At 55.1% G+C, this 24,450-nt stretch carries 22 protein-coding genes and 5 tRNA genes; 12 read left to right on the top strand and 15 right to left on the bottom strand.

Annotated features, from left to right (window positions below; translation table 11 throughout):
• Window positions 1-113 precede the first annotated feature (113 nt).
• The 3 genes from ybeY to miaB all read right to left on the bottom strand — a co-directional run bounded on the left by ybeY (window position 114) and on the right by miaB (window position 3,125).
• Window positions 114-620 carry an rRNA maturation RNase YbeY gene (gene ybeY, locus ACFIOZ_RS15105; protein ID WP_386079281.1) on the bottom strand — a complete coding sequence of 169 codons (507 nt, stop codon included), beginning with the start codon at window positions 618-620 and terminating at the stop codon, window positions 114-116.
• A complete protein-coding gene (locus ACFIOZ_RS15100; protein ID WP_386079280.1) occupies window positions 617-1,696 on the bottom strand; it encodes a PhoH family protein in 1,080 nt (359 codons plus the stop codon). The genes ybeY and ACFIOZ_RS15100 overlap by 4 nt, the downstream gene beginning before the upstream one ends.
• An 85-nt stretch (window positions 1,697-1,781) precedes the next feature.
• Window positions 1,782-3,125: a tRNA (N6-isopentenyl adenosine(37)-C2)-methylthiotransferase MiaB gene (miaB, locus tag ACFIOZ_RS15095; protein WP_386079277.1), complete on the bottom strand. Its 1,344-nt coding sequence runs from the start codon at window positions 3,123-3,125 to the stop codon at window positions 1,782-1,784.
• 198 nt (window positions 3,126-3,323) lie between these two features.
• On the opposite strand from miaB, the gene ACFIOZ_RS15090 reads away from it, so the two are divergent.
• From ACFIOZ_RS15090 to ACFIOZ_RS15075, 4 genes are all read left to right on the top strand, one after another.
• Window positions 3,324-3,399 (top strand) — tRNA-Asn (locus ACFIOZ_RS15090).
• A 72-nt stretch (window positions 3,400-3,471) separates the two neighbouring features.
• Window positions 3,472-3,547, top strand: a tRNA-Asn gene (locus ACFIOZ_RS15085).
• Between the two features lie 35 nt (window positions 3,548-3,582).
• Window positions 3,583-3,658, top strand: a tRNA-Asn gene (locus ACFIOZ_RS15080).
• A 168-nt stretch (window positions 3,659-3,826) separates the two neighbouring features.
• Complete coding sequence (locus ACFIOZ_RS15075) at window positions 3,827-4,192, top strand: metalloregulator ArsR/SmtB family transcription factor (RefSeq protein ID WP_386079274.1); 366 nt, start codon at window positions 3,827-3,829, stop codon at window positions 4,190-4,192.
• 82 nt (window positions 4,193-4,274) lie between these two features.
• On the opposite strand, the gene ACFIOZ_RS15070 is transcribed toward ACFIOZ_RS15075, so the two are convergent.
• Entirely contained in the window at window positions 4,275-6,392 is a 2,118-nt protein-coding gene (locus ACFIOZ_RS15070; protein ID WP_386079272.1) for a carboxy terminal-processing peptidase, read from the bottom strand.
• Window positions 6,393-6,530: 138 nt separating this feature from the next.
• Between ACFIOZ_RS15070 and ACFIOZ_RS15065 the strand changes: the two genes are divergently transcribed.
• Complete coding sequence (locus ACFIOZ_RS15065; protein ID WP_386079269.1) at window positions 6,531-7,850, top strand: M18 family aminopeptidase; 1,320 nt, start codon at window positions 6,531-6,533, stop codon at window positions 7,848-7,850.
• Between the two features lie 82 nt (window positions 7,851-7,932).
• Here ACFIOZ_RS15065 and ACFIOZ_RS15060 read toward each other — a convergent pair.
• From ACFIOZ_RS15060 to ACFIOZ_RS15020, 9 genes are all read right to left on the bottom strand, one after another.
• A tRNA-Met gene (locus ACFIOZ_RS15060) sits at window positions 7,933-8,009 on the bottom strand.
• A gap of 76 nt (window positions 8,010-8,085) precedes the next feature.
• Window positions 8,086-9,177: a redox-regulated ATPase YchF gene (ychF, locus tag ACFIOZ_RS15055; RefSeq protein ID WP_386079267.1), complete on the bottom strand. Its 1,092-nt coding sequence runs from the start codon at window positions 9,175-9,177 to the stop codon at window positions 8,086-8,088.
• 104 nt (window positions 9,178-9,281) lie between these two features.
• A complete protein-coding gene (gene pth / locus ACFIOZ_RS15050) occupies window positions 9,282-9,869 on the bottom strand; it encodes an aminoacyl-tRNA hydrolase (protein ID WP_386079264.1) in 588 nt (195 codons plus the stop codon).
• A 191-nt stretch (window positions 9,870-10,060) separates the two neighbouring features.
• The gene (locus ACFIOZ_RS15045) at window positions 10,061-10,702 is read right to left on the bottom strand and encodes a 50S ribosomal protein L25/general stress protein Ctc (protein ID WP_386079262.1); all 642 of its coding nucleotides are present in this window, start codon (window positions 10,700-10,702) and stop codon (window positions 10,061-10,063) included.
• Window positions 10,703-10,797: 95 nt separating this feature from the next.
• Window positions 10,798-11,739: a ribose-phosphate pyrophosphokinase gene (locus ACFIOZ_RS15040; protein ID WP_009287569.1), complete on the bottom strand. Its 942-nt coding sequence runs from the start codon at window positions 11,737-11,739 to the stop codon at window positions 10,798-10,800.
• A gap of 76 nt (window positions 11,740-11,815) precedes the next feature.
• Window positions 11,816-11,890: transfer RNA gene (locus tag ACFIOZ_RS15035), tRNA-Gln, on the bottom strand.
• A gap of 52 nt (window positions 11,891-11,942) precedes the next feature.
• Window positions 11,943-12,794: a 4-(cytidine 5'-diphospho)-2-C-methyl-D-erythritol kinase gene (ispE, locus tag ACFIOZ_RS15030; RefSeq protein ID WP_386079259.1), complete on the bottom strand. Its 852-nt coding sequence runs from the start codon at window positions 12,792-12,794 to the stop codon at window positions 11,943-11,945.
• Window positions 12,795-12,808: 14 nt separating this feature from the next.
• Complete coding sequence (lolB, locus tag ACFIOZ_RS15025) at window positions 12,809-13,468, bottom strand: lipoprotein insertase outer membrane protein LolB (protein WP_386079256.1); 660 nt, start codon at window positions 13,466-13,468, stop codon at window positions 12,809-12,811.
• A gap of 109 nt (window positions 13,469-13,577) precedes the next feature.
• Complete coding sequence (locus ACFIOZ_RS15020) at window positions 13,578-15,332, bottom strand: tetratricopeptide repeat protein (RefSeq protein WP_386079254.1); 1,755 nt, start codon at window positions 15,330-15,332, stop codon at window positions 13,578-13,580.
• Between the two features lie 344 nt (window positions 15,333-15,676).
• Between ACFIOZ_RS15020 and hemA the strand changes: the two genes are divergently transcribed.
• The 5 genes from hemA to ACFIOZ_RS14995 are packed head-to-tail and all read left to right on the top strand — an operon-like array spanning window position 15,677 to window position 20,218.
• Window positions 15,677-16,990 (top strand): glutamyl-tRNA reductase, encoded by a 1,314-nt coding sequence (gene hemA, locus ACFIOZ_RS15015; RefSeq protein ID WP_386079251.1) that lies wholly within the window; start codon window positions 15,677-15,679, stop codon window positions 16,988-16,990.
• Window positions 16,987-18,075, top strand: coding sequence for a peptide chain release factor 1 (gene prfA / locus ACFIOZ_RS15010; protein ID WP_386079248.1), 1,089 nt, complete (start codon window positions 16,987-16,989; stop codon window positions 18,073-18,075). Before hemA ends, prfA begins: the two co-directional genes overlap by 4 nt.
• Window positions 18,075-18,923 carry a peptide chain release factor N(5)-glutamine methyltransferase gene (gene prmC / locus ACFIOZ_RS15005; protein ID WP_386079246.1) on the top strand — a complete coding sequence of 283 codons (849 nt, stop codon included), beginning with the start codon at window positions 18,075-18,077 and terminating at the stop codon, window positions 18,921-18,923. The genes prfA and prmC overlap by 1 nt, the downstream gene beginning before the upstream one ends.
• 34 nt (window positions 18,924-18,957) lie before the next feature.
• On the top strand, window positions 18,958-19,458 hold the full coding sequence (locus tag ACFIOZ_RS15000) for an Lrp/AsnC ligand binding domain-containing protein (RefSeq protein ID WP_035584519.1): 501 nt from the start codon (window positions 18,958-18,960) through the stop codon (window positions 19,456-19,458).
• A 4-nt stretch (window positions 19,459-19,462) separates the two neighbouring features.
• Window positions 19,463-20,218 (top strand): HesA/MoeB/ThiF family protein, encoded by a 756-nt coding sequence (locus ACFIOZ_RS14995; RefSeq protein ID WP_386079243.1) that lies wholly within the window; start codon window positions 19,463-19,465, stop codon window positions 20,216-20,218.
• A gap of 16 nt (window positions 20,219-20,234) precedes the next feature.
• Here ACFIOZ_RS14995 and ACFIOZ_RS14990 read toward each other — a convergent pair whose 3' ends face one another.
• Window positions 20,235-20,801: a bactofilin family protein gene (locus tag ACFIOZ_RS14990; protein WP_386079241.1), complete on the bottom strand. Its 567-nt coding sequence runs from the start codon at window positions 20,799-20,801 to the stop codon at window positions 20,235-20,237.
• Between the two features lie 194 nt (window positions 20,802-20,995).
• Between ACFIOZ_RS14990 and ACFIOZ_RS14985 the strand changes: the two genes are divergently transcribed.
• Window positions 20,996-21,565: a bactofilin family protein gene (locus ACFIOZ_RS14985; protein ID WP_386079239.1), complete on the top strand. Its 570-nt coding sequence runs from the start codon at window positions 20,996-20,998 to the stop codon at window positions 21,563-21,565.
• A gap of 143 nt (window positions 21,566-21,708) precedes the next feature.
• On the top strand, window positions 21,709-23,388 hold the full coding sequence (locus ACFIOZ_RS14980) for a methyl-accepting chemotaxis protein (RefSeq protein ID WP_386079236.1): 1,680 nt from the start codon (window positions 21,709-21,711) through the stop codon (window positions 23,386-23,388).
• 82 nt (window positions 23,389-23,470) lie between these two features.
• Here ACFIOZ_RS14980 and ACFIOZ_RS14975 read toward each other — a convergent pair whose 3' ends face one another.
• A complete protein-coding gene (locus ACFIOZ_RS14975; protein ID WP_386079234.1) occupies window positions 23,471-24,238 on the bottom strand; it encodes a class I SAM-dependent methyltransferase in 768 nt (255 codons plus the stop codon).
• Window positions 24,239-24,450 lie beyond the last annotated feature (212 nt).

Genomic DNA, 24,450 nt, shown 5'->3' with positions numbered 1-24,450 from the left:
TTATATAAACCATGTCGTCAGGTAGCTGTTTTATCACTGAAACGTGGGATAGTACCAGATTAGTTGTTACGTGATTTAACGCACCTACTGCCAATTAATAGAGAGGCAGGCGTTTAAGCGTCATCCCTTTTGGGCGTTTGGGTGTTATCCACATAGGGATCGGGGATGTTTAGCTCTGCTAACAACTCGCGCTCAAACTGCTCCATTTCCTCGGCCTCGTGATCATCCATATGATCGTAGCCCATTAAATGCAGGATGCCATGCACGACCATATGGGCGTAGTGGTGCTCAATCGGCTTACCTTGCTCAGCTGCTTCCTGGGCCACCACGGCATGGCAAATCACCAGGTCGCCGAGTAGCGGTAATTCCACGCCCGGCGGGCTCTCAAAGGGGAAGGAGAGCACGTTGGTGGTTTTGTTTTTGCTGCGGTAGTCGCGGTTAAGCGTTTGGCTTTCACGCTCATCCACAAAGCGAATCGTTACTTCAAGGCGCTGATCGTCAGGGTGGTGTGCAAATACACAGCCCACCCAGTGGGTGAGCTGTTCCAGGCTAGGTAGCAGTGGTTCGTCGATCGCCGCTTGGCGATCAACGATACACCCCTTCTCTATAGCTTCATTCATCGCGAGCTATCCCAGGAGCCTTCACGCGCCTGCATGCGTGCGTCACGCTCTTGCTGGCGCACCTCGCGGCGGGCGCGCTCTTCCACTTCCTGCTGAGATTCAAACACATCGTAGGCTTCGATAATGCGCTGAACCAGCGGGTGGCGTACCACGTCCTTGGCGGCAAAGTGGGTGACGCCGATACCTTGAGTATCTTTCAACACGTCGAGCACCTGAATCAGCCCCGATCGCTGGCCCTTGGGCAGGTCGACCTGGGTGACGTCGCCGGTAATTACGGCGGTAGAGCCAAAGCCAATCCGGGTCAGAAACATTTTCATCTGCTCCGGGGTGGTGTTCTGACTCTCATCCAGAATGATGTAGGAGTTATTGAGCGTACGGCCGCGCATATAGGCCAGCGGGGCGATCTCAATCACCTGGCGCTCAATTAATTTCGCCACTTGCTCAAAACCGATCATTTCGTACAGGGCGTCGTAAAGAGGGCGCAGATAAGGGTCGATTTTTTGGGCCAGGTCGCCGGGCAGGAAGCCCAGCTTTTCACCCGCTTCAACCGCCGGGCGTACGAGCAGGATACGGCGCACTTCCTGTTGGTTGAGTGCTTCTACCGCGGCGGCAACGGCAAGGTAAGTTTTACCGGTACCCGCAGGCCCAATGCCGAAGTTGATATCGTGTTCGCGGATGCTAGAGACGTAGCGCTGCTGGTTAAGCCCACGCGGTTTAATCATGGTGCGCGGGGTGCGCATAATTACTTCGTCGCTGCTGCCGGCGCCATCCTCTTCCTCTTCCAGGGCTTCAAGCCCGGACTCTTGGAGGAAGAGATGCACGGTATCGGCATCGAGTTCGCTCGCCGCTGTTTCGCGATAGAGGTGCTCCAACACGTTCGCCGCTGCCTTAATGCGGTTGGCGGGGCCTGCCAGTTGGAATACATTGCCTCGGTTGCGCAGCGTCACATCTAGGCGGCTTTCAATCAGCTTCAAATGCTCGTCCTGCTGGCCGCAAAGGCTAGCAAGGCGCTGCGGATCATTGGGTTCAAGGCTTAAGGTGATGATGCGATTGGCCTGAGGTGTTGGCTGGCTCAAGAGTGGGGAACCCCTCATTAGTGTGTGTATCGTTCAGCTTACTGCCCCGCCAGAAGCGGGGCAATGATCTGTGATAAGAGAACGATCAATAGCGCTCAGGTGAAGCAAGCTCACCGCGTAGCGAATTGGGAAATGCCTCGGTGATCTCTACATCGACAAAGTAGCCGATCAGTTCGGTTGGGTTGGCCGCGCGGAAGTTAACCACGCGATTATTCTCGGTGCGTCCCGAGAGTTGGCCGGGGTCGCGGGGCGAAAAGCCGTTAACCAGAACTCGCTGTGTGCTGCCGACCATGCGGCGGCTAATTTGCGCGGTTTGCTGAATGATCCGCTCCTGCAGAATCGCCAAGCGCTGCTTTTTGACACTCTCCGGCGTTTCATCCGGCAGGCCAGAAGCAGGTGTGCCGGGGCGTGCGGAGTAAACGAAGCTGAAGGAGTGATCGAAACCGATTTGATGAATTAAATCCATCGTCGCTTCAAAATCCTCTTCTGTCTCGCCAGGGAAGCCGATGATGAAGTCAGAGGAGAAACTGATGTCCGGGCGATTGGCGCGGATGCGCTCCATCTTTTCAATGTATTCGGCCGCCGTATGTCCGCGCTTCATGGCAGTAAGGATACGGTCTGAGCCCGACTGTACCGGCAAGTGAAGGTGGCTCACCAGCTCAGGGATATCAGCATAAGCATCGACCAGACTGTCGGTAAACTCCACCGGGTGTGAGGTGGTGAAGCGTATGCGGTCAATACCCTCTACTGCAGCCACGCAGGCAATCAGTTCGGCCAGGTCGATTTCATCGCCAAGCTGGTTTTCACCACGGTAGGCGTTGACGTTCTGGCCCAGCAGGTTGATTTCGCGCACGCCCTGATCGGAAAGATGGATAATTTCATCCATAACTGCTTCAAAGGGGCGGGAGACCTCTTCACCGCGGGTATAGGGCACTACGCAGAAGGTGCAGTACTTTGAGCAGCCTTCCATGATCGATACAAACGCCGTTGCGCCATCGGAGGAGGGCTTGGGCAGGTGGTCGAACTTCTCGATCTCGGGAAAGGTAACATCCACGGCAGCAATCTGGTTGTTGCCACGAGCATCCAGCATTGAGGGTACGCGGTGGAGGGTTTGCGGCCCGAACACCATGTCCACGTGGGGCGCGCGCTTGCGGATGGCTTCGCCTTCCTGGCTCGCCACGCAGCCACCCACGCCAATCACCAGGTTGGGATTGGCGTCTTTGAGTTTTTTCCAGCGACCCAGCTGATGAAAAACTTTCTCCTGCGCTTTTTCGCGAATCGAGCAGGTGTTTAACAGAATGACATCGGCTTCCCGCTCATTATCAGTGAGTTCGAGCTGGTGAGATTCGCCGAGCAGATCCGCCATACGGGAGGAGTCGTACTCGTTCATTTGGCAGCCGTGCGTTTTGATGAAGAGCTTCTTCGCCATCGGTACCTGTCATCTATGAGTCGTCGGGGGACGAGGATGAATGGAGTGTTGTCGTGCGGTCGGCAATGAGGGTGTCCAAACCGCTATCGTTAGTTGGCGCATTATACGGATTGAAGAAACCAGCGGCTAGCGTTCATCCATAATCGATACTTGACCCTCACGATTCTATGAGTATACTACGCACCGTGTTTGAGCAGTTCCTCGATAGCTCAGTTGGTAGAGCAAATGACTGTTAATCATTGGGTCGCAGGTTCGAGTCCTGCTCGAGGAGCCAACTTATCGCTGGGTTTTTAATCTAGCTGTTAATGGGGTTGGGTTCTGCTTTAGACACGACAACTTATAATGTTCCTCGATAGCTCAGTTGGTAGAGCAAATGACTGTTAATCATTGGGTCGCAGGTTCGAGTCCTGCTCGAGGAGCCAAGTTGTCCTGCTGTTGATTGATATCTATACGTTGTTCCTCGATAGCTCAGTTGGTAGAGCAAATGACTGTTAATCATTGGGTCGCAGGTTCGAGTCCTGCTCGAGGAGCCATTTAGTTTTCCGTATTACGCCTTTACTTTTTTTGTCTCCCGATGCTCATTATGGCGTCAGGGTGTTTTGTCGTGTCTGCCTGTTACGTAACCGAGTGGTGCATACCGCCAGCGACTGTTGTGACGTAAACTACATGCAGTACATATAGTCAATCAGTCTGGGGCCTTTATGGTGGGTAAAGTAAATACACCGCAAGCCTTGCAGGTGTTTAAATGTTTAAGCGATGAAACGCGTTTGATGTTGGTGCTTCTGGTGGCTCAAGAGCAAGAGCTTTGCGTGTGTGAAATGACCCATGCGCTGCAGGAGTCGCAACCTAAGGTGTCGCGCCACTTGGCGCAGCTGCGTCAGTGCGGGCTACTGAGTGGCCAGCGCGAAGGCCAGTGGGTCTATTATCGACTTGCTCCCAAGTTACCTGCCTGGGCGCTTGAGATTATTCGTGCGGGAAGTCAGGGCAGTGCCGTTCAGTTGGCAGCGCTTACTAAGCGCTTAACCAAAATGGGCGATCGGCCTGCCCGCCTGGCAGCGCTATGTTGAAAACAAGACGTTAAAACCAAAACGCCGCCCCTTATGAAAGGAGCGGCGGTTTGAGCTCAGCGTACTGTTTAGTGGAAAGCCATTACCGCTTTGCGGCTAGGCGCTGAGACTCTTGCAAGTGGGCGTAATCGAGCAGAATTTCAGCCGATTCGAGTACATAGGCACGATCAACGGCAAGCGCTTCATCCTCTTCGTTTTCGCCGTTTTGCGAGGTCTCGGTGTCACCCGTTTCTTCCGTTACCCCCTCTGTGGCATCTGCCCGTGCGTCCATCCACTCATCCAGCTCTTCAAGGCCCAGCGCGCGGCGGCGTTGGTTCTCTAGCGAGAGCTGTTCGGCTTCCTGGGCTTCCATTTCGCGCTTACGCTGTTCGCGATTTAAGCTCACGCTGGTGTGCTGCTCGCGTAACTGGCGCGCTAGTGTGGACTGACGCTCTAGATAGCGGAAGTTGGCGTTGTCCTGGGCGCGTGCATCGTGTTGGGCTATCAGCTTGTCCAGCATTGTTTCAGGCTCGCCATAGCGGCGATACTGCACGTTCTGAACGGTGTCCCAGGCGAGGGCGTTGTCCAGGCTGCTTTCGCCGATACGCTCGGGGTCAATCAGGCTGGGGAAGTCGATATCCGGCTCAACGCCACGGTTCTGAGTGCTATCGCCGGAAATGCGATAGAACTTGGCGCGGGTTAGCTTAATCTGCCCATGGCTAAGCTCGTTAAGTGTTTGCACGGTGCCTTTGCCGAACGTTGGGGTGCCTAGCACTAAACCACGACCGTAGTCTTGAATTGCACCGGCGAAAATCTCTGAAGCGGAAGCGGAGAGGCGATTTACCAGTACGCCTAGCGGGCCGTCATAGAGCGTGCCTGCTTCGCTATCGCCATACAACTGAATACGCCCCTGTGCGTCGCGCACTTGTACGGTGGGGCCGCGGTCAATAAACAGGCCAATAAGCGAGTTGGCTTCCTGCAGTGCGCCGCCGCCGTTGTTGCGTAGGTCAAGCACGATCCCCTCTACGCCCTCTTCTTTAAGCCGCTCGACTTCTTTGGCAACGTCGCGGGTAGTGCTGCGATACTCCTCTTCGCCTGCTTGCCAAGCGTCAAAGTCGACGTAGAAAGTAGGGATGTTAATCACACCAAGACGGTGAGGTTCGCCGTCGCGCTGTACCTCAATCACTTCGCCGTGGGCGGCTTGATCTTCAAGGCTAACGGTGTCCCGGGTGATCTGAACGGTTTGAGAGCGGGTCATATCGACTGCTTGGGCAGGTACCACATCCAGGCGAACGATAGAGCCTTTGGGGCCGCGAATCAGATCCACCACGTTGTCCAGGCGCATGCCGACCACATTGACCATCTCACCCTCTTCCTGGCCTACAGCGATGATGCGATCCGCTGGCTCAAGCACGCCTGCGCGCTCGGCAGGTCCACCAGGCACAAGGCTGGAGACTTTGACATACTCGCCGTCTGATTGAAGCAGGGCGCCAATGCCTTCAAGGGAAAGGCTCATCTGAATATCGAAAGATTCGCCCTGGCGGGGGGAGAGGTAGCCAGTATGTGGATCGATACTGCTGGTTACGGCTGCCATCAAAACGCCAAACACGTCTTCTGATTCGGTTTGCTCCAGCCGCGTTAATTGGCCTTCATACCGCTGGCGTAGGTTGTCTTCAATCTGCTCGCTATCCTGGTCGGTCAGAGCGAGTGTTAAAGCATCGTTTTTAAGCCGTTTACGCCACAGCTCGTCAAGCTCGCTTTGCCGGGATGCCCAGGGGGTGTCTTCACGATCAATTTCCAGGCGTTCATTGCTGTCGAAATCGAAATCAAGGCCTTCATCGAGTTGCGCAAGCAGCGACTCAAGGCGTGCACGCTGGCGCTCGCTAAAAGCGTTGTAGAGACCAAATGCATCATCCAGTTCGCCATTGAAGAGGGCATCTGCCATGCCCGTCTCTAAGTGGCGATAGGGCTCAATGTCGCTGCGCAACAGGTAGGCGCGCTGGCCGTCGAGAATGTCCAGGTAGCGCTGGAATGCATCTCTAGACCACGCTTCGTCAAAATTTATATCAGCATAGTGGCCGTAGCGGAGCGAGTCCGCAATTTCCACTGCCGCCTGGCGTTGTTCGTCGGTCGGTTCAAGTTGCGCGAAGGCGGCTGGGCTGGTAACAACCAGCATGACAGCCAGGGCGACCGAACGCGAAAGCGTTGCAAACAAGCTCATCAGTCAAGCTCTCCCGGATTTGTGTACACTCATTCTTCCCTAGACTCGCATTTGACCCATGAGTTGCGTAGGTCGAGGGAGTATTGTAGCAGGTCACCTGCGCGATGAGACTCAATCATTACTGTTATGAGGATTTCCATGTCCGAGACTTTCAACGCTGATCGTTTGACGCGGTTATGCGATTTTCTACGCCAATCACCGACCCCGTGGCACGCCGCGGCCAATATGGCCGTGCGATTCGAGCAAGCCGGTTTTCAGCGACTGGAAGAGAAGGCCAATTGGCAGCTAACACCGGGTAAGCGCTACTACGTGACCCGTAATGACTCCTCTATTATTGCATTTCAATTGCCTGAGTCTGCATTAACAGCGCTGCGGATGGTGGGGGCTCACACTGATAGTCCGGGCCTGCACCTAAAGCCCAACGCTACTCAGTGCTCTGCTGGTTGGCTACAGATGGGCGTGCAGGTATACGGCGGCGTTTTGTTGGCGCCTTGGTTTGATCGTGATCTTGGGTTGGCGGGGCGGGTGTATGTGCGCCATGCCGATGGTCGCTTGGACAGTGTGTTGCTCAATATCGACAGGGCGATTGCCATGGTGCCAAGCTTGGCGATTCACCTGGATCGTGATGTCAATGCTGGCCGTCAGATCAATCCGCAGACGCAGATGGCGCCGGTGCTAATGCAGAGCGACTCTGCCACTTTGGAGCAGCTGTTGGCGCAGTGGGTGGAAGAGCAGCATGGGCTGCGTGCTGTGGAAATAGTTGATTTCGAATTAGGTTTTTACGACGTTCAGCCACCCTCCCTGGTGGGCGTGAAGCAAGAGCTGGTAGCGAGTGCCCGGCTGGATAATCTGCTCTCCTGTTTTATAGGGTTAGAAGCGCTGCTGGCTTGCGATGGCCGCCAGGGCGCGCTGCTGGTGGCTAATGATCACGAGGAGGTCGGCAGTGCTAGCGCTTGCGGCGCTCAGGGCCCTTTCTTGGCCGATGTGCTTAAGCGTATCAATGCTCAAGTCGGTGGCAACAAAAGTGAGCGGGGGAGTGAGGAGTCGCTGATTCAGCTTATTCAATCGTCGTTGATGATCTCTTGCGATAACGCCCATGCGCTCCACCCTAACTTTCGCGATAAGCACGATGAGCGTCATGGCCCGGCGATCAACGGAGGCCCGGTGATCAAAGTGAATGCGAGCCAGCGTTACGCGACCAATAGTGTTACCGGCGCGCTATTTCGCGATGTGTGTCGTGACGCGGATGTGCCAGTCCAGTCGTTTGTCACCCGAGCGGATATGGGCTGCGGAAGCACCATTGGGCCGATTACCGCTACCGAGCTAGGTGTGCCCACTATTGATGTAGGGGTGCCTCAATGGGCGATGCATTCGATTCGTGAAACCGCGGGCACTAAGGATGTCGAGTATCTGACCCGTGCGTTGGTGGGATTCTTGAATCGCGAAGAGATTAGCTGATTTCTCTATCGTGCATGTGCCGCATATACAAAAAGCCCGCTGACAGGATCAGCGGGCTTTTCTGTATTTTGATTACGTCGTTTGGTGGCTACGCCCTGATTTGAACAGGGGACCCCATCATTATGAGTGATGTGCTCTAACCAGCTGAGCTACGTAGCCTTTCAACGGGGGCGAATGATACTGACAACCCCGTCTTTCGTCAATCTTTTATTGTCGTAAGTTTACTGGCTGCTGATTACACATTAAAACGGAAGTGCACTACATCGCCATCTTTGACAATGTACTCTTTGCCCTCCAGGCGCCACTTCCCGGCGTCTTTGGCTGCCTGTTCGCCGCCTAGCGATACGAAGTCCTCATAGGCGACCACTTCGGCGCGGATAAAGCCTTTTTGAAAGTCGGTGTGAATCACGCCAGCGGCTTCAGGGGCTGTTGCGCCCTCTTTCACTGTCCAGGCGCGCACTTCTTTAACACCGGCCGTGAAGTAGGTGTGCAGGCCTAGCAGTGAATAACCCGCGCGAATCACGCGATCAAGGCCTGGCTCATCCATGCCCATCTCGCTTAAGAACATCGAACGCTCTTCGTCATCCAGCTCGGCGATTTCTGCCTCCAGCTGGTTGCAAACAGGGACCACCAGTGCGCCTTCCTCAGCGGCGATTTCGTTCACGATATCCAGGTAGGGATTGTTCTCGAAACCGTCTTCATTGACGTTGGCGATGTACATGGTCGGCTTCAGGGTCAAAAAGCCGAAGCTCTTAACCTGGCGCTGCTCTTCTTCGCTTAAGCCAAAGCTGCGTAGCGGCATGCCTTCCGCCACGTGGGGCTGTATACGGTCAAGAATTGCCTTGGTAGCAATGGCATCTTTGTCGCCGCCCTTCACCGAGCGAACCAGGCGCTGGCTGGCTTTTTCGACGGTGTCCAGATCGGCCAGTGCCAACTCTAAATTGATTGTTTCAATATCGGCGCGGGGGTCGACCTGGTTGGCTACGTGGATAACGTTGTCGTTATCGAAGCAGCGAACCACATGGGCTATCGCTTGGGTTTCACGAATATTGGCCAGGAATTTATTGCCCAAACCTTCGCCTTTGGAGGCCCCGGCGACTAAGCCTGCAATATCGACGAACTCCATGGTCGTGGGCAATACTTTTTGCGGCTTGACGATTTCGGCGAGCTTATCAAGTCGTGGATCCGGCATCGGCACGATACCCACGTTCGGCTCAATGGTGCAGAAGGGGAAGTTCTCTGCATCGATGCCTGACTTGGTCAGTGCATTGAAGAGTGTGGACTTGCCGACGTTAGGCAGGCCGACGATGCCGCAATTGAAACCCATAAAATGTTCCTGAGAATAAAGTGGTAGGGCGTAAAAGTAACCGCCATTCTACGAGATGCGCTGGCCGTCAGCTACCGGCGTGACTCGCCAGCTTTTGGCGACGTCTATTCTGGCTTAAAGCTATGTAGCTGGTTCATGGCTTTGGCCCAGTCACCCGCGAGCGCTAACGGTAGGGTAGTGATGCACTCATCCAGGGCGCGAACGATGGCTTCCTGTTCGGTTTTCCCGGGGCGCCCCAGCACATAATTAGTAACCTGACGTGCCTCGCCGGGGTGGCCAATGCCAATCCGTACTCGGTGAAACTGTTTCTGGCCACCTAAGGCGCTAATTATATCGCGCAGGCCATTGTGACCCCCATGCCCACCGTCGGTTTTGTAGCGTGCCTGGCCGGGGGGGAGGTCGAGTTCATCATGGGCGACCAGTAGGTTTTCAGGGGCGAGTTTGAAAAACTGGCTTAAGGCCGCTACCGCGGCACCACTGCGATTCATAAAAGTGGCGGGGTTTAGCAGGTGCAGCTCATGATCGCCTAGGCGCACCTTGGCGTAGTGGCCGAAAAACTTTTTTTCCGGGCGTAGCTCTGCATGGGCGCTTTGGGCAATAGCGTCGACCAGCCAGAAGCCAGCGTTATGGCGTGTGGCTTCATACTCTGCCCCGGGGTTGCCTAATCCAATAATGGCTGTTACCTGGCTCATCTTCCCACCTCATCAATGTATCCAGAAGACCAACACTATCCAGAAAACCAAAACAATCCAGAAAACATGGTTGACGCCGCGCCAGCGGCGGGCCTAAAAAAAATCAAGCGCCGAGGCGCTTGATTCTAACATCATGTCAGCATCACGAGGGCCACGCAGGCATGGCCCCGATAGGATGCTTAACAGGGTACTTACTCGGCGCTGGAGTCTTCTTCGCCTTCGCTTTCACCGTCTTCTTCGGCTTCAGCACGTACTTTTACTTTAGTGATGCTAAGTACCGCATTGTCGTGCTCTTCACCGTGGGACAGGTCAACCGAAGTAACGCCGGCCGGCAGGGTAAGATCAGACAGGTGCAGGGTAGTGCCCAGCTCAACGGCAGAGATGTCGACTTCGATAAAGTCAGGCAGGTCTTTCGGCAAGCAGCTGATGGCAACTTCGTTGGCCAGTACGTGCAGTTCGCCGCCTTGGTCTTTAATGCCGACACACTTCTCTTCGCCCGTCACGTGCAGCGGCACGTTGATGGTGATTTCGTGAGTGGCATCAACGCGCAGGAAGTCGGCGTGGGTCAGCAGCGGCTTGAAAGGGTGACGCTGCAGGTCACGAACAACCACTTGCTCTTCTTTGCCTTCGATCATCAGCTTGATGACCGAGGAGAAGAAAGACTCGTCTTCAATCGCTTTGTAGAAAGCGGTTTTTTCTACGGAGATAGACTGCGCGCCTTTCTCGCCACCGTATACAACGGCCGGCACTTGCTGGTTCGCACGACGCAGGCGGCGGCTCGCACCTTTCCCCAGGTCGTTACGAACGCTGGCTTTCAGGATAAAATCAGACATGGAATTGCCTCTTAGTTAAAGTAAGGAATACGCTGCCGACCGCGACCAGACGACAGCGTTTCCGTGGCCCCAAAAGGGGGCTGTATCGTCAGGCGTTAGTGGAACATCGCGCTGACAGATTCTTCGTTGCTGACCCGACGAATCGCTTCCGCGATCAGGCCTGCAACGCTCAACTGGCGAATTTTGCCGCTACGACGAGCAACGTCAGATAGCGGGATGGTGTCGGTCACCACCACTTCATCCAGTACGGAGTTGGTAATGTTGTCGACCGCTGGGCCGGACAGGATCGGGTGAGTCGCATAGGCTACTACACGCTTGGCGCCGTGATCTTTTAGCGCTTCACCGGCTTTGCACAGCGTGCCGGCGGTATCGATCATGTCGTCGACCACGACACAGGTGCGGCCTTCAATCTCGCCAATGATGTGCATCACCTGGGCCTGGTTGGCCTGGGGGCGACGCTTATCGATAATGGCAAGATCGGCATTCAGCTGTTTCGCGATGGCTCGAGCGCGAACAACGCCACCTACGTCAGGGGAAACGACGACGAGGTCGCTGTAATTCTGACGTTCGATATCATCCAGCAGAATGGGCGAGCCGTAGACGTTGTCGACAGGAACATCAAAGAAGCCTTGGATCTGGTCAGCGTGTAGATCCATGGTCATCACACGGTCAACGCCCGCTTTAACCATCATATCCGCCACTACCTTAGCGGAAATCGGCACCCGTGCGGAGCGCACGCGGCGATCCTGGCGGGCATAGCCAAAGTAAGGCAGTACCGCTGTGATGCGAGTTGCCGAGGCGCGACGCAGGGCGTCGACCATCAGAATCAACTCCATCAAATTGTCATTTGTCGGTGCACAGGTGGATTGCAGGATGAAAACATCCTTACCGCGCACGTTCTCATTGATCTCGACTGCGATTTCGCCGTCGCTGAATTGACCCACCGTAGCGTTACCCATACGGCTGTCTAAGCTCTCGGCAATTTTTTGAGCGAGTGCGGGATTGGCATTCCCGGCGAAAACCATCAATTTTGACACGCGCAGCCACCTTTGCAGTGTTGGGGATCAGGGGAGAAAACGCAGATCATGCTTAGGCCATATGTGAAAATTAAATTGGCTGGGGTACCAGGATTCGAACCTGGGAATGCCGATACCAAAAACCGGTGCCTTACCACTTGGCGATACCCCAACAATGGCCCTCAGTTATCCAGGCGCTTTCAACTGCCCAGAGCGGGCTCTTACTAAAAGCCCAGTGCAGCATGTAGAGGAGAGGTGTTGAGTCCGCGTGCAACCCATGTCGGCCAGTATTGTTCCGCTAATTGCGCGGTTGCCTGTGCTGTTTGCTGTGTTTTAAAAGTAGCAAACAAACAAGCGCCCGTGCCGGTCAACCGGCTGGGTGCGTGCTGTGCTAGCCAGTGAAAGGCTTCCGCAATTGGCGGATAGCGTTCCTTTACCACGGCTTCACAGTCGTTGCGCCACTCCGGCGCTCCCCCCTGCAGTGCGCGCGCCATAGTAATGGGGTGGCTGTCACGTGTCAATTGCGGGTCTTGGAAGACGCCCGGCGTAGACACATTAATACCGGGGTGAATAATCACGAACCATGGCGTATCAAGCGTTACTGGGGTAAGCAGCTCGCCAACCCCTTCGGCCCAGGCGCTATGGCCGTGGACAAAGACAGGGACATCAGCCCCAAGCTGAAGCCCCAGGCGGGCTAGTTCTCCCAGCGGTAGGTTGAGTTGCCAAAGGTGGTTAAGCCCCACTAACGTGGTGGCTGCGTTGGAGCTGCCGCCCCCGAGGCCGCCGCCCAAAGGTAGTTGCTTTTCAATCTTAAGCGTAGCCCCCAATGGTGTGCCGCTATGGGTTTGCAATAAGCGTGCTGCGCGCACGACCAAATTGTCATCGTGGCTAACGCCGCTTACCTCACTGGTCAAGTGGATCTCCCCGTCACTGCGGGGAGTAAGCGTAAGCTGATCGCATAGATCGATAAATTGAAAAAGCGTTTGCAGCGCGTGATAACCGTCATCACGACGGCCCACAATATGCAGCATGCGGTTCAACTTGGCCGGAGCCGGGAGCGTTAACGGCGCGTTCATGTAAAAGGCTACCTTTACTCGCTGGCTTGCCACTGATTAACGACCAGCGTAATGCGCACGTCGTCGTAATGCATGACCATGCGACGGGGGAGCCATAAGTCGTTGACCTGCTCCCAGTCGCGGTAGTCAATTTCCCAGCCGTCCTGTTCAAGGTGGCTTGGGAAGCCCAGTTCGTCGGTTTCTAGCTGATAGCTGCTGGCGTTGTCACTATCTGGATCGCCGGGCAGTCCGCGTACCCAGTTAGGCATGGCGGTGACGGGTAGCGACCAGCCCAACTGCTCTTCCATTAAGGCTTCTGGGGTCTCTGCTTCAAAACGACCGTCGCTATTGGAGAGCGAGAAACGCCCTTCGCGGCCCTCAAGCACATTGCGCCCGCCGCCAAATGGCCCGCTAATCAGCATGCGGAAATAGTAAGGGGTTTGGTTCCAATCCAGGTTGGCGCTGACATTCTCGTCTGGTGTGCGCAATCCGGCTTTGCCGACCAGTGTCCAGGTATCGAATGCCTCTACCTCGGCTTGCTGGCGCTCCCATTGGCCTGCCTGACGGCCACTCTCATCCATAGGCGCCTGGGAGGCGCACCCGGCGAGTAAGAGTAGCGTGAAGCCGGCAAGCCAGAGGCGCGAAGCGTGGCGTGTTAATGGCCAGCAGGGTGAAGGGGACGTCAGTGTCAACATAAACAGGCTCCATGTCAGATGAGTACGGCGCAAGAGTAACATGATTGATGCGCCGCATTAGGGGTTCGCAGGGTTAGGGTGCCTCTGGCGGCGTTAGGTCGGGGCTTATTTAAGGGCTTAGCTCTGGATAGCGCTCAAGCAGCTCGTCAATCAGCGGATGCCGGTTTGTTCGCTGCATGATTTGCTGAACCAGTCGGCGTGCCTCTTCCTCGCGCCCCAACGCTTTTAGTACTTCTGCTAAATGTGCGGCAACTTCCTGATCAGGTAGCTGGGTGTAGGCACTTTCAAGCCAGGGTAACGCTTCTTCAGGCTGCCCAAGACGGAAGTAGACCCAGCCCATGCTGTCGAGTACGGCAGGGTTGTTCGGGTCGGCCTCGTAGGCGCGTTCAATCAGTTCAAATGCTTCTTGTAAACGCCCAGGCAAGTTAAGGTCAGCCAGGGTGTAGCCAAGGGCATTGAGCGCTTCGGCATTGTTTGGGTCGCTGCGCAGTATCTGACGTAAATCCTGCTCCATGCCCGAAATATTGCCTGCTTCCCAGCGCCGCATAGCACGCATATAAAGGAGCGATGCATCATCAGGCGTACGGCTAATCTCGCGGTCTAATAGCGCATCGGCGTCCGCAGGCTGATTTATCTCGTCCAGCAGCTGGACTTCAAGCATCACCAGCTCAGAAAAGTAGTTATCGAAGCGCATTCGCTCAATACGCAGGAAGGCACGAGCATCCAGCAGACGATCCTCCTCAATCAGCATCTGCGCTGCCGCCGCGCGAGCAGGTAAAAATTCACTGCCTTCGCTAACTTGGCGGTAATAAAGTAGCGCATTATCGGTATCGCCTTGCTCTTGAGTGAGGGCGCCAAGTAGGTAATAAGCTAAATCCGGCACCTCTGGCTGGCCGATAAGCGGCTGCAACAATCGTTGCGCGGGTTCAGGGTGCCCCTCTTCCAAATAGAGTTGGGCTAGCGACAAGCGCAGATCCTGATTGCCGCCGTGGCTTGCGAGTAGTGCATCGGTTTGAACTTCAGCGGCACTAATATTGTTAAGGCGAATTTCCGCCTGGGCCAGCAGTAAGATAAAACGTACATCGTCAGGCGCGAGCTCCAGGCCCTGCTGGGCAGCGCGCTGAGCAGTGGGGTAGTCCTCAACTTCCAGTGCCAAGCGTGCTTTCACTAACCATAATGCAGCGGATTCTGGGTCGAGCACTTCGACTTGTTCAAGCCGTCGCTGAGCCGGTGCGGTGTCGCCAAGGGTAGCTTCGATCAAAGCCGTGCCCAGCAGTACATCGCTATGGTGCGGCAACTGGTCAGCATCAGGGCGGGCTAAATGCGCCTGCAGTTGCTGGGCAATTAACCTCAATGGTGCCTCTTCCTCTGCCACGGCAATCTCGGCAAAGGCGGTGATATCGCCGTGGCCGCCCGCTTCAACGATATCCAGGCGCTGTTCGAGGCTGTCTAACCAATCGCCACGCTGTAATGAGAAGGCCGCCAGTAGACGATTAGGCGCTTCTGCCTGAGGGTCAAGCTCTCGCCAGCGCAGTGCAGAAGCCTCTATTAATGCGGCTTCATTGCCAAAGCGCGCCGCAAAGGTGGCACGTTCAGCAAGCGCTGGCTCGCGGTAGCGCTTAGCCGCTTCAAGGTAGCCCTGGCTTGCGTAACGATAGTCGCCGCGCTGGCCAGCAAGCTCGGCGCCGAGTAGCGTGCTGAGCCCATTAGCATCAAGCCCACGAGTGATCGGCGGCGCATTGTGCATCGGATCGTCGCCCCAGGTGCCGAGAGGGCCATCCTGTGGGCCAGGCGTTGATTGGCAGCCACTCAGTAGTAGAGCCGCAGAGGCAGCCACGGGTAGTAGTATTGTATGCCGTAACATAGCGCTCACTAATGAGAAGCCGGAACTGGTAGAGCCCATTAATACAGGGCCCGATAATGAAAAGCGAGGTCGCATGCGTCTCTCGATTAAGTGGCCGAATGCCCAGCATAGCGGCTTGCCTGCCTGCGGCAAAGTGGTGTGGGCCAGATGATAGCCTGCTGTGATAGAATGTTCCTCCTTGAAAACGTGGTCAGCAAACTTTATGCCTACTGATGACAGATTATTGTAGGCAGTGCTTGAACCATGCAAAAGACTTGTTTTAGCAAGCCCTAACTGATGGTGCAGCTGCTTATTTTAATGGCGGCTGACAAAAAGTCCGACACACTAGCGAAGACGCATAACGCATGACGCTTCTTGCCCTGGGAATAAATCATCGTACCGCCAGCGTGGCCGTGCGTGAGCAGGTGGCCTTTACGCCAACGCAGCTTGAAACGGCGTTGGCTGAGTTGCGCAACCTGCCACAAGTTAGTGAAGCGGCGGTGCTCTCTACCTGCAACCGCACGGAGCTTTACTGCGTCACGGATGCGGCTGGCGAACAGGCGGTACTCAATTGGCTCGGACGCTTTCATAACTTACGCGTCGACGAGCTGACGCGCTGTGCCTACCACTATTTGGACAACGATGCAGCGCGCCATTTAATGCGCGTAGCGGTTGGCCTGGATTCTATGGTGCTGGGCGAGCCGCAAATACTGGGTCAGTTGAAGGATGCCTATCAGCAGGCGCGCCAATCCAAAGGGTTGGGCGGCGAGCTTGAACGCCTGTTCCAACATACCTTTGCGGTGGCCAAACAAGTGCGTACCGAAACAGGCATCGGTAAAAACCCTGTGTCAGTGGCCTACGCTGCGGTCAGTATGGCCAGCCGCATTTTTGATGATTTTAGCCGTTCACGGGCGCTGCTAATTGGCGCCGGTGAAACCATCGAACTGGTTGCTCGCCATTTGCACGAAGCGGGCGTTCGCCAGCTCACCGTCGCCAATCGAACTCGTGAGCGAGCTGAGCTGGTGGCAGGCCCCTTAGAGGGAACGGCGATTACCCTGCAAGAGATTCCTGACGCCCTTGAGCACGCCGATATTGTGATCTCTTCCACCGCCTCTCCATTACCCATACTTGGCAAAGGCATGGTGGAGCGCGCACTTAAAAAGCGCCGCCATCGTCCGGTATTTATGGTCGATATCGCGGTGCCTCGGGATATTGAGCCCGAAGTAGGCGAATTGGCAGATGTGTTTCTCTATACCGTGGACGATTTGGAGGAGGTAATCCAGGAAAATCGTCGTCACCGTCAGGTAGCTGCTGATCAGGCCGAGTCGCTGATTGAACATGGGGTGGGGAGCTGGCAGCACGAGCGGCGTATTCGTAATGGCGGCGAACTGATCCGCGACTACCGCCAGCATGGCGAAGCGCTGCGCGATCTTTCCCGTGACCAAGCCCTGGAACGGCTGGCGCGGGGTGAAGACCCTGCTAAGGTCATTGAGCGCTTGGCCCACCAACTGACCAACCGTTTGCTCCATCAGCCCACCCAGGCGATACGGGATGCAGCCTCCGAAGAGCAGCACGACTTGCTGAATGCCGCTCCACGGCTGCTGTTGCCCATAAAACCAGCATTCGAGACTACGCCTGCGCCCACGGTTAACCGCCAGAAGGATGATACGCCCGCATGAAAGAGACGTTACGCCAACGCTTAGACAGCTTTACCGAACGCTTTGAAGAGCTGGCGATGCTGCTATCGGATCCCGACGTGATCAACAATCAGCAACGCTTTCGCGACTACTCACGTGAATATGCCGAGCTAGAGGAGCTGGTGGCGGCTTGGCAGCGCTATCGTGATATTGAAGCCAATATGGATGAAGCCGAGCAGCTCAGCCGTGATAGTGACGCTGACATGCGCGAGTTGGCAGAGATGGAGCTAAGCGAAGGACGGGAGCGGTTGGCCGAGCTGGATCTTGAATTGAAGCGTCTACTAGTGCCGAAAGACCCTGACGATGGCCGCGGGGTGTTTCTGGAAGTGCGTGCCGGTACCGGCGGTGATGAGGCGGCTATTTTTGCCGGTGATCTGTTTCGCATGTACTCACGCTATGCGGAAAAGCGTGGTTGGCGGGTCGAGGTGGTGAGCGCCAGCCACGGGGAGCAGGGCGGCTACAAAGAGATTATTTCACGGGTGAAAGGCGAGGGTGTATACGCTCAGCTAAAATTTGAATCCGGCGCTCACCGTGTGCAGCGAGTACCGGCGACGGAATCTCAGGGCCGCATTCACACTTCTGCCTGCACCGTTGCGGTCATGCCTGAAGTGGATGACGTGGGCGATATCGATATCAATCCGTCGGATCTGCGCGTGGATACTTACCGTTCCAGCGGGGCTGGCGGTCAGCACGTTAACACCACCGACTCCGCAATCCGCATTACCCACCTGCCCACCGGTGTAGTCGTGGAGTGTCAGGAAGAGCGCAGTCAGCATAAAAACCGTGCTAAAGCGATGTCGCTGTTGGCCGCTAAGTTAAAGCGTAACGCCGTCGATAGCCAGCGTCAGACGCAGGCAGATGCACGCCGTTCGCTAGTCGGCTCCGGAGATCGTAGTGAGCGCATTCGCACCTATAATTTCCCCCAGGGGCGGATTACCGATCACCGTATTAATTTGACGCTTTATAAACTCAATGAAGTGGTTAGCGGTGAGCAGTTGGATGATGTGATTAGCCCGCTGATTCATGAGTATCAGGCAGAGCAACTCTCAGCCCTTCAGGACGTCTGATGTCCCTTGATGCGCTGCTTAAACAGGCCGCCCAGCGCTTGCAGAGAGCGGGTTCCAGTTCGCCACGTATTGATGCTGAAGTGTTGTTATGTCACGTGCTTGGGCGTGACCGCACTTGGCTCTACACCTGGGGCGATAAAACATGCTCCCTGTGGGAACAGGCCCGTTTTGATGCGCTAGTGGCTGCACGTGCTCAAGGTACGCCGGTTGCCTACCTCACCGGCGAACGCGAATTTTGGGGGCTGCGCCTAGCGACGTCTCCTGACACTCTGATACCCCGGCCCGATACCGAAACCCTGGTAGAGCTAGCGCTAGGCTGTGTGACCCAGCCCACAGGCCGCATGCTCGATCTTGGTACGGGCACGGGCGCCATTGCCCTGGCGTTTGCCAGCGAGCAGCCCGACTGGCAGGTATTGGGTGTGGATCTGCGCTCTGAGGCGGTGGCATTGGCGACCCGTAATGCCCAAGCGCTGGCGATAAACAATGCCCGGTTTTTACAGAGCAATTGGTTCGGCGCGCTGGAAACGTTTGAAGAGGCAGATAAACGTTTCGATATTATCGTTAGTAACCCGCCTTATATTGCCGCCGATGACCCCCATTTAAGTGCAGGTGATGTGCGTTTTGAACCTCGCTCAGCGCTGGTTGCCGCTGCCGAAGGCATGGCCGATCTGCTGCATCTGGTGCACTCTGCGCCGCACTACTTAACCGCGTCAGGCTGGTTGCTGCTTGAGCACGGCTACAGCCAGGCTGATAAGGTGCGCAGGGCGCTTAAAAGCGCTGGCTATCAAAGCGTTGAAAGTATTCGTGACCTGGGAGGGCACGAACGGGTTACTCTGGGGCACCTTTAAATAACTGCCTGATTCATCAGTATTGGATCCTGCCATGAAACCAAAAAATAGAACGCTGGACCGTATCGACCTTAAAATCCTGCGCTGTTTGCAGGAGAATGCGCGTATTTCTTACGTCGATTTAGCCTCTGAAGTGGGCTTATCCACAACCCCTTGCCTCGAACGCGTTAAGCGTTTGGAAAAAGCGGGTATTATTCGTGGTTATCAAGCCATTCTTGATCCGCGGGCTTTAAAAGCCAATTTATTAGTGTTTGTCGAGATCAGCTTGGAAACGCAGTCTCCCGCGGTCTTTGATGAGTTTCGCCGTGCTGTCGAGAAGTTGCCGCAGATACAGGAGTGCCATCTTGTCTCTGGGCAGTTCGACTACATCTTAAAGTGCCGCATTCCCGAAATGGCCGCCTACCGCCAGCTATTGGGCGATGTGGTGTTAACGCTGCCGGGCGTGAAAGAGTCGAAAAGCTACGTGGTGATGGAAGAGGTGAAAGAGAGTTTCAATTTACACATTCCCGCCTACGAGGAATTTGAGGATAAGTAAACTGATGATGGATGACCAGGCGCTGCTGCGCTATAGCCGCCAGATCATGTTGCCAGAGGTGGATATCGAGGGCCAGGAGCGCCTGCAATCTGCCCATGTGGTGATTATTGGTGCAGGAGGGTTGGGCTCCCCGGCCGCGCTCTATTTGGCCGCCGCTGGGGTCGGGCGCATCACCATCGCTGATGCCGATCACGTCGAACTTTCCAATCTTCAACGTCAAATTGCCCACCAGCACGCCAGTATTGGATTAAATAAAGCGCACTCTGCCCAGGCCAGTATGCAGGCACTCAATCCTCACTGCCAAGTGGTGGCATTGGATCAGCATGTGGTTAGGGAGCCGCTTGAGCGCTTAGTCGCTACGGCGGATGTGGTGCTGGACTGTACTGATCGTTTCTCAAGTCGCTATGCGGTGAATACCGCCTCACAAAAGGCCGGTGTGCCGCTGGTGTCGGGGGCGGCCATACGCTTTTCAGGCCAACTGGCGGTATTTGATCCCCGCGACGTAACTTGCCCCTGCTACGCATGCCTCTATCCACCCGATGATAGCGGAGACGAAGCGCTTAGCTGTGCAGAGAGTGGGGTGATGGCGCCACTGGTAGGCTTAATCGGCTGCTTTCAGGCGGTAGAAGCCTTCAAACTGCTTAGTGGCGCTGGTTCTGCCCATCAGGGGCTCTCCACCTTTGATGGCTTAAGCGGACAGTGGCGGCATTTTCAAGTACCCCGCGATCCCGCTTGCCCGGTGTGCGCTCAGCGCCATTGATGCTGCTGGCAGCGTCTTAATCGTTCGCTTTTGCTTCTGTTGTATCGTGCTCCGCGGCGTTCGCGCTCGTGGCTGGGCGCTTCTCAACGGTTGGTTTTGGCGAGGCTTTAGTCATGCTAGCGGTAGCATCGGCAAAAGCGTTTTTCAGTACTTCGTTGTCAGGATCCATATCGATGCTGCCGTGGAAAACGCTGCCATCTTCTAGTACCAAGCAGGGAGCAACAATAGTGCCTGAGACCTGGGCACCTTTATGAATCGTTGCGCGGTGGTGTGCCACCAAGTTGCCTGTTACTTCGCCTGATATATGCAGCGTGTGAGCAAATACATCACCATTGATATAACCATTAGCACCCAAGGTAACGGTATGCTGCTTACAAGTGATAATGCCACTTACACGCCCTTCTACCGTCAAATCCTCATCGCTATTAATGTCTCCCTCCACTTGTGTATGCCCCCCGATAACGGAGAGGCTTGCTCGTGCGCTGTTGGGCGGAGTGCCTGGCACTGCTGATGAGCGCGTGTCTGGGGATACTAGCGTCGCGGCCTTGGTTTCAGGAGGGGCATTCTTGGCTTTGTTAAACATAGGGGGACTCCTAGTGAAAGACGCCAGCGCGCCTTTAGGGTGCATGGTCGTGAGCATTAAATACTTTAATCGGCTTTTGGACGTCTTAAAGCCTGGAGTTAAGCCAAGTGAATGGGCTTATTCACGCCGCCGCAATATAGCAGAACGAGTATAACGTTAGCTGGGGCAACTACATCTAAAGCGGCAGGAAGGGTATGGGCATTCAAGTATGGTTTATTGTGCTGGGCGTTGGCGTAATGACGCTGATCGTATGGGATGGCAAGCGCCGTAAGCTAAAGCAGCGCTCATCAAGTGCCGCTGGTATAGCGCAAAAAAAACAGGCAGTGAAGGCTGCGCCCATCTCCAATCAACCCGCTGAAGCGATGTCACCGCCCCAAGCAGATGCCTCTACTGTGACACCTCCCAGCATAGAAGCCCTATCATGCGGCAGCCGCATTGGGGCAGCCACGCATATTTTAGGTAAAGTGATCGCCGATGAGCCTGTGCTCATTAAAGGCCGTTTAGAGGGGACGCTCATCGCGCCCAATCACCCTGTCTCTGTGACTGCCTCTGGCCATGTAGCGTCCTATATTGAGGGGAGTTGTGTCGATATTGATGGGCACATGGTGGGTACGCTTAAAGCCAATACCAAGGCCACGCTGCTATCGCGGGCGCGCTTACAGGGGGTAGTCGACGCTCCTCGCTTGGAGTGCATGGCAGGGGCTTGGCTTCAGATAGACGTGGCTCAGACTGCCAGCCGCCAAAGGGTTGCCATAGTGTCTTAAAGGCCGTGCGGTCAATCATCATACTCAATATCAGATAAAGGTCATATTAGGACGCCATCTAGATTCACCCGATGGCGTTTTAGATTATTTTATATTGGCCGATATCATATTGAATAAACTATAAATATTAAGGAATGAACAGAATGAAGCACCTCTCTATCAAATGGAGCCTGACTGCTGCGTTAGCCCTACTGGTGCTTATGATAGGCTTGATCAGTGGCCTTGGATTTTACTCCAGTCATAGTAGTTCGCAGGCGCTTGAAGAACTGGCTGCCACCAACGTACGGCTCGTTAACTTAGCCAACCGCACCCAGGTACATGCACTTAGAGCGCAAACCTTTTTAGACCGCGCGGCAAGTTTCAGTACCCAGGGCAATCCGGACAAAGGGCAGGAGAGCCTTGCCATGGCGGCAGAGGCGGTTGCTGATGCAGAGGCACGCTTTAATGAGTTTCGTGCTGTGCCAATTAATCCCGAAGGTACGCTGGCGCCCCACCGGGATGCGATTATCGGCGCTTATAATGCCTTTGTGACGGAGGGTATTTCGCCACTGCTCGAGGCCGCGCCTTTTCAAATTCAGCGCAGGCAAGAGGAGCTGGGAACATTAAGCGCCGAACTGGATCTGGCCATGAGTGGTTTTATCGCTTATACAGAAGAGCGTGGCGCTAGTGTCCTTCAACGGCTCAATCGCTTAGCAACGACGATTGGTGGCATTGCTATTACCCTTTTAGTGATTTCACTTGTGGCGGTGGTGGTGATTCGATGGGCAATGATGCGTAGCGTTGTAAGGCCCCTGCGGCGTGCCAGTGAACACTTTGCGAGGATTGCCGACGGCGATCTAACTGACCAGATTGAGGATCGTGGGCGTAACGAAATCGGTCAGTTGTATAGTGGACTCTCGGCTATGCAGGAGAAGTTAAAACAACTGGTGATGGCGTTGAGAGGCAGTAGCGAGCGGGTTTTCAGTGGGGCAGGTGATATCTCTGCGGGCAGCCAGGATCTCTCTTCACGAACCGAGCAGCAAGCCTCGGCTCTTCAGCAAACAGCCTCAAGCATGGAAGAGATGTCGACGACGGTCAGTAAAAATGCTGAAACAGCCCAAGAGGCGGATCAGCTTTCGGTCGCGGCGTCACAATCGGCGGAGTCAGGGGGCGAAGAGGTGGAGCGCACGGTGCAACTCATGCGCGAAATTGCCGCCAGTGCCAGCCAAGTCAACAATATTATCGGTGTTATCGATTCCATTGCTTTCCAAACCAATATCTTAGCACTCAATGCATCAGTTGAAGCCGCTCGGGCCGGTGAGCAGGGTCGTGGCTTTGCCGTTGTGGCCAGTGAAGTACGTTCACTAGCGACACGCAGCGCTGACTCTGCTAAAGAAATTCGTAACCTGATTGAGCAGACCACCACGAAAATTAACGGTGGCGCTGAACAGGCGGAGCGCAGTGGGCAGACGATTCATCAAACGGTTGATGCGATTCGCCAGGTCACTACCCTGATGGGAGAGATTTCGACCGCGACGCGGGAGCAAAATAGTGGCATTGAGCAGATTAATGCTGCGCTTACCGAGATGGACTCAGTCACTCAGCAAAACGCTGCCCTCGTACAGCAAACCAGCATGGCCGCTAGTTCGCTGGAGGGGCAGGCCCGCGAGTTAGCCGATTTGATGGCTACCTTCCGCATTGATGAGAACAGTGCCAGCGCTGTTGCGCTGACGCATAAGGGCGCCTCACAGCAGCAACATGTCGGCAGTCGTAGTGATCCCGCGCCGCGCCCGCAAGTGACACAAAGCAAAAAAGAGGCCGTCGATGAATGGGATGAGTTCTAGTTCTTAATAAGCTAAAAGCCGCCGACGAAAAGCGTACTTATCGTCGGCGGCTTTTTTTTACGTCTATATAGGGGATTAATGCTTATGCGCGGGCAGCAACGCGCAGCCGCACATAATCTGCCGTCCAGTTGCCTTGCTCATCGCGAAGGCTATGGCCCAGCAGCGTTAAGGTGTTTTCCAGTACGGCATCGCGCACATCCTCGTCGAGCCCATGTAAAAACGGGCTGGCGAACGTCTCAAGCCACCCAATCATGCCAGTAGGCAGTGGCGTAGGGCGCGGGATTAGCTCAATGCTTTCTACTTTGAAACCGACGGTTTCCAGCATATGGCCATACTCGTGTGTTGTAGGAAAGTACCAGGGGTGGCGCCCGCGGGCACTAATGCCCCGAAACTGCAGGGCGGCGATTAAGGCGGTACAAATAGCGGCAACATTGCCATGGCCGCCGAACTCAGCTACAAACCGGCCTCCCGGCTTTAATGCACGCTTAACGCCAGCAAGTACTGCCTGGGGGTCTAGCATCCAGTGCAGCGCCGCATTGCTAAACACTGCATCAAATTCATGATCGAAAGGCAGTTGATGCCCATCAATGACTCTGGCGGTTACACCGCGTTGGCGGGCGGCGTCTACCATTTCTTCTGAAGCGTCTACCCCGAGAACATCTGCGCCCAACTGCATAAGGCGCTCTGTTAATGAGCCGTCGCCACAACCAAGATCCAAAATACGTTCGCCGGGTTGAGGCGCTAATAGCTTGACCACTTCACTGCCTAGCTTAGGTACAAAGTTAGCATTCTGGGCGTAGTTGCTGGCATTCCACTCTTGCCCGGGTGCATTTTGAGAGGTATTGGTCATATCGGCTTCCTGGCGTCGTTATTATTCCATCACATGTCAGTTATCAGCGTATAGCCCTAGCAGTATAGCTTGCTGGTGTCTAACTTATTAGATAGACAATGAAAATCTAATAAATGACTCGCCATCGCTAGCGGGTTAATAGCTTAGATATCGGCCCAGGAGCGCAACTTTTAATAGCGTTCTAGCAAAAAAAGCTACAATTATGCGATTTG

The organism is Vreelandella sp. F11, from assembly GCF_042466685.1.
In the GTDB taxonomy this organism is placed as follows: domain Bacteria; phylum Pseudomonadota; class Gammaproteobacteria; order Pseudomonadales; family Halomonadaceae; genus Vreelandella.
Note: the sequence above shows the minus strand (reverse complement) of the source record. Positions and strands in the feature narration are given on the sequence as shown.

Bases quoted from the DNA above. Each gene is read 5' to 3' on its own strand.
- ybeY (WP_386079281.1), bottom strand. From the start codon at position 620: ATGAATGAAGCTATAGAGAAGGGGTGTATCGTTGATCGCCAAGCGGCG.
- miaB (WP_386079277.1), bottom strand. From the start codon at position 3,125: ATGGCGAAGAAGCTCTTCATCAAAACGCACGGCTGCCAAATGAACGAG.
- ACFIOZ_RS15075 (WP_386079274.1), top strand. From the start codon at position 3,827: ATGGTGGGTAAAGTAAATACACCGCAAGCCTTGCAGGTGTTTAAATGT.
- ACFIOZ_RS15070 (WP_386079272.1), bottom strand. From the start codon at position 6,392: ATGAGCTTGTTTGCAACGCTTTCGCGTTCGGTCGCCCTGGCTGTCATG.
- ACFIOZ_RS15065 (WP_386079269.1), top strand. From the start codon at position 6,531: ATGTCCGAGACTTTCAACGCTGATCGTTTGACGCGGTTATGCGATTTT.
- ychF (WP_386079267.1), bottom strand. From the start codon at position 9,177: ATGGGTTTCAATTGCGGCATCGTCGGCCTGCCTAACGTCGGCAAGTCC.
- pth (WP_386079264.1), bottom strand. From the start codon at position 9,869: ATGAGCCAGGTAACAGCCATTATTGGATTAGGCAACCCCGGGGCAGAG.
- ACFIOZ_RS15045 (WP_386079262.1), bottom strand. From the start codon at position 10,702: ATGTCTGATTTTATCCTGAAAGCCAGCGTTCGTAACGACCTGGGGAAA.
- ispE (WP_386079259.1), bottom strand. From the start codon at position 12,794: ATGAACGCGCCGTTAACGCTCCCGGCTCCGGCCAAGTTGAACCGCATG.
- lolB (WP_386079256.1), bottom strand. From the start codon at position 13,468: ATGTTGACACTGACGTCCCCTTCACCCTGCTGGCCATTAACACGCCAC.
- ACFIOZ_RS15020 (WP_386079254.1), bottom strand. From the start codon at position 15,332: ATGTTACGGCATACAATACTACTACCCGTGGCTGCCTCTGCGGCTCTA.
- hemA (WP_386079251.1), top strand. From the start codon at position 15,677: ATGACGCTTCTTGCCCTGGGAATAAATCATCGTACCGCCAGCGTGGCC.
- prfA (WP_386079248.1), top strand. From the start codon at position 16,987: ATGAAAGAGACGTTACGCCAACGCTTAGACAGCTTTACCGAACGCTTT.
- prmC (WP_386079246.1), top strand. From the start codon at position 18,075: ATGTCCCTTGATGCGCTGCTTAAACAGGCCGCCCAGCGCTTGCAGAGA.
- ACFIOZ_RS15000 (WP_035584519.1), top strand. From the start codon at position 18,958: ATGAAACCAAAAAATAGAACGCTGGACCGTATCGACCTTAAAATCCTG.
- ACFIOZ_RS14995 (WP_386079243.1), top strand. From the start codon at position 19,463: ATGATGGATGACCAGGCGCTGCTGCGCTATAGCCGCCAGATCATGTTG.
- ACFIOZ_RS14990 (WP_386079241.1), bottom strand. From the start codon at position 20,801: ATGTTTAACAAAGCCAAGAATGCCCCTCCTGAAACCAAGGCCGCGACG.
- ACFIOZ_RS14985 (WP_386079239.1), top strand. From the start codon at position 20,996: ATGGGCATTCAAGTATGGTTTATTGTGCTGGGCGTTGGCGTAATGACG.
- ACFIOZ_RS14980 (WP_386079236.1), top strand. From the start codon at position 21,709: ATGAAGCACCTCTCTATCAAATGGAGCCTGACTGCTGCGTTAGCCCTA.
- ACFIOZ_RS14975 (WP_386079234.1), bottom strand. From the start codon at position 24,238: ATGACCAATACCTCTCAAAATGCACCCGGGCAAGAGTGGAATGCCAGC.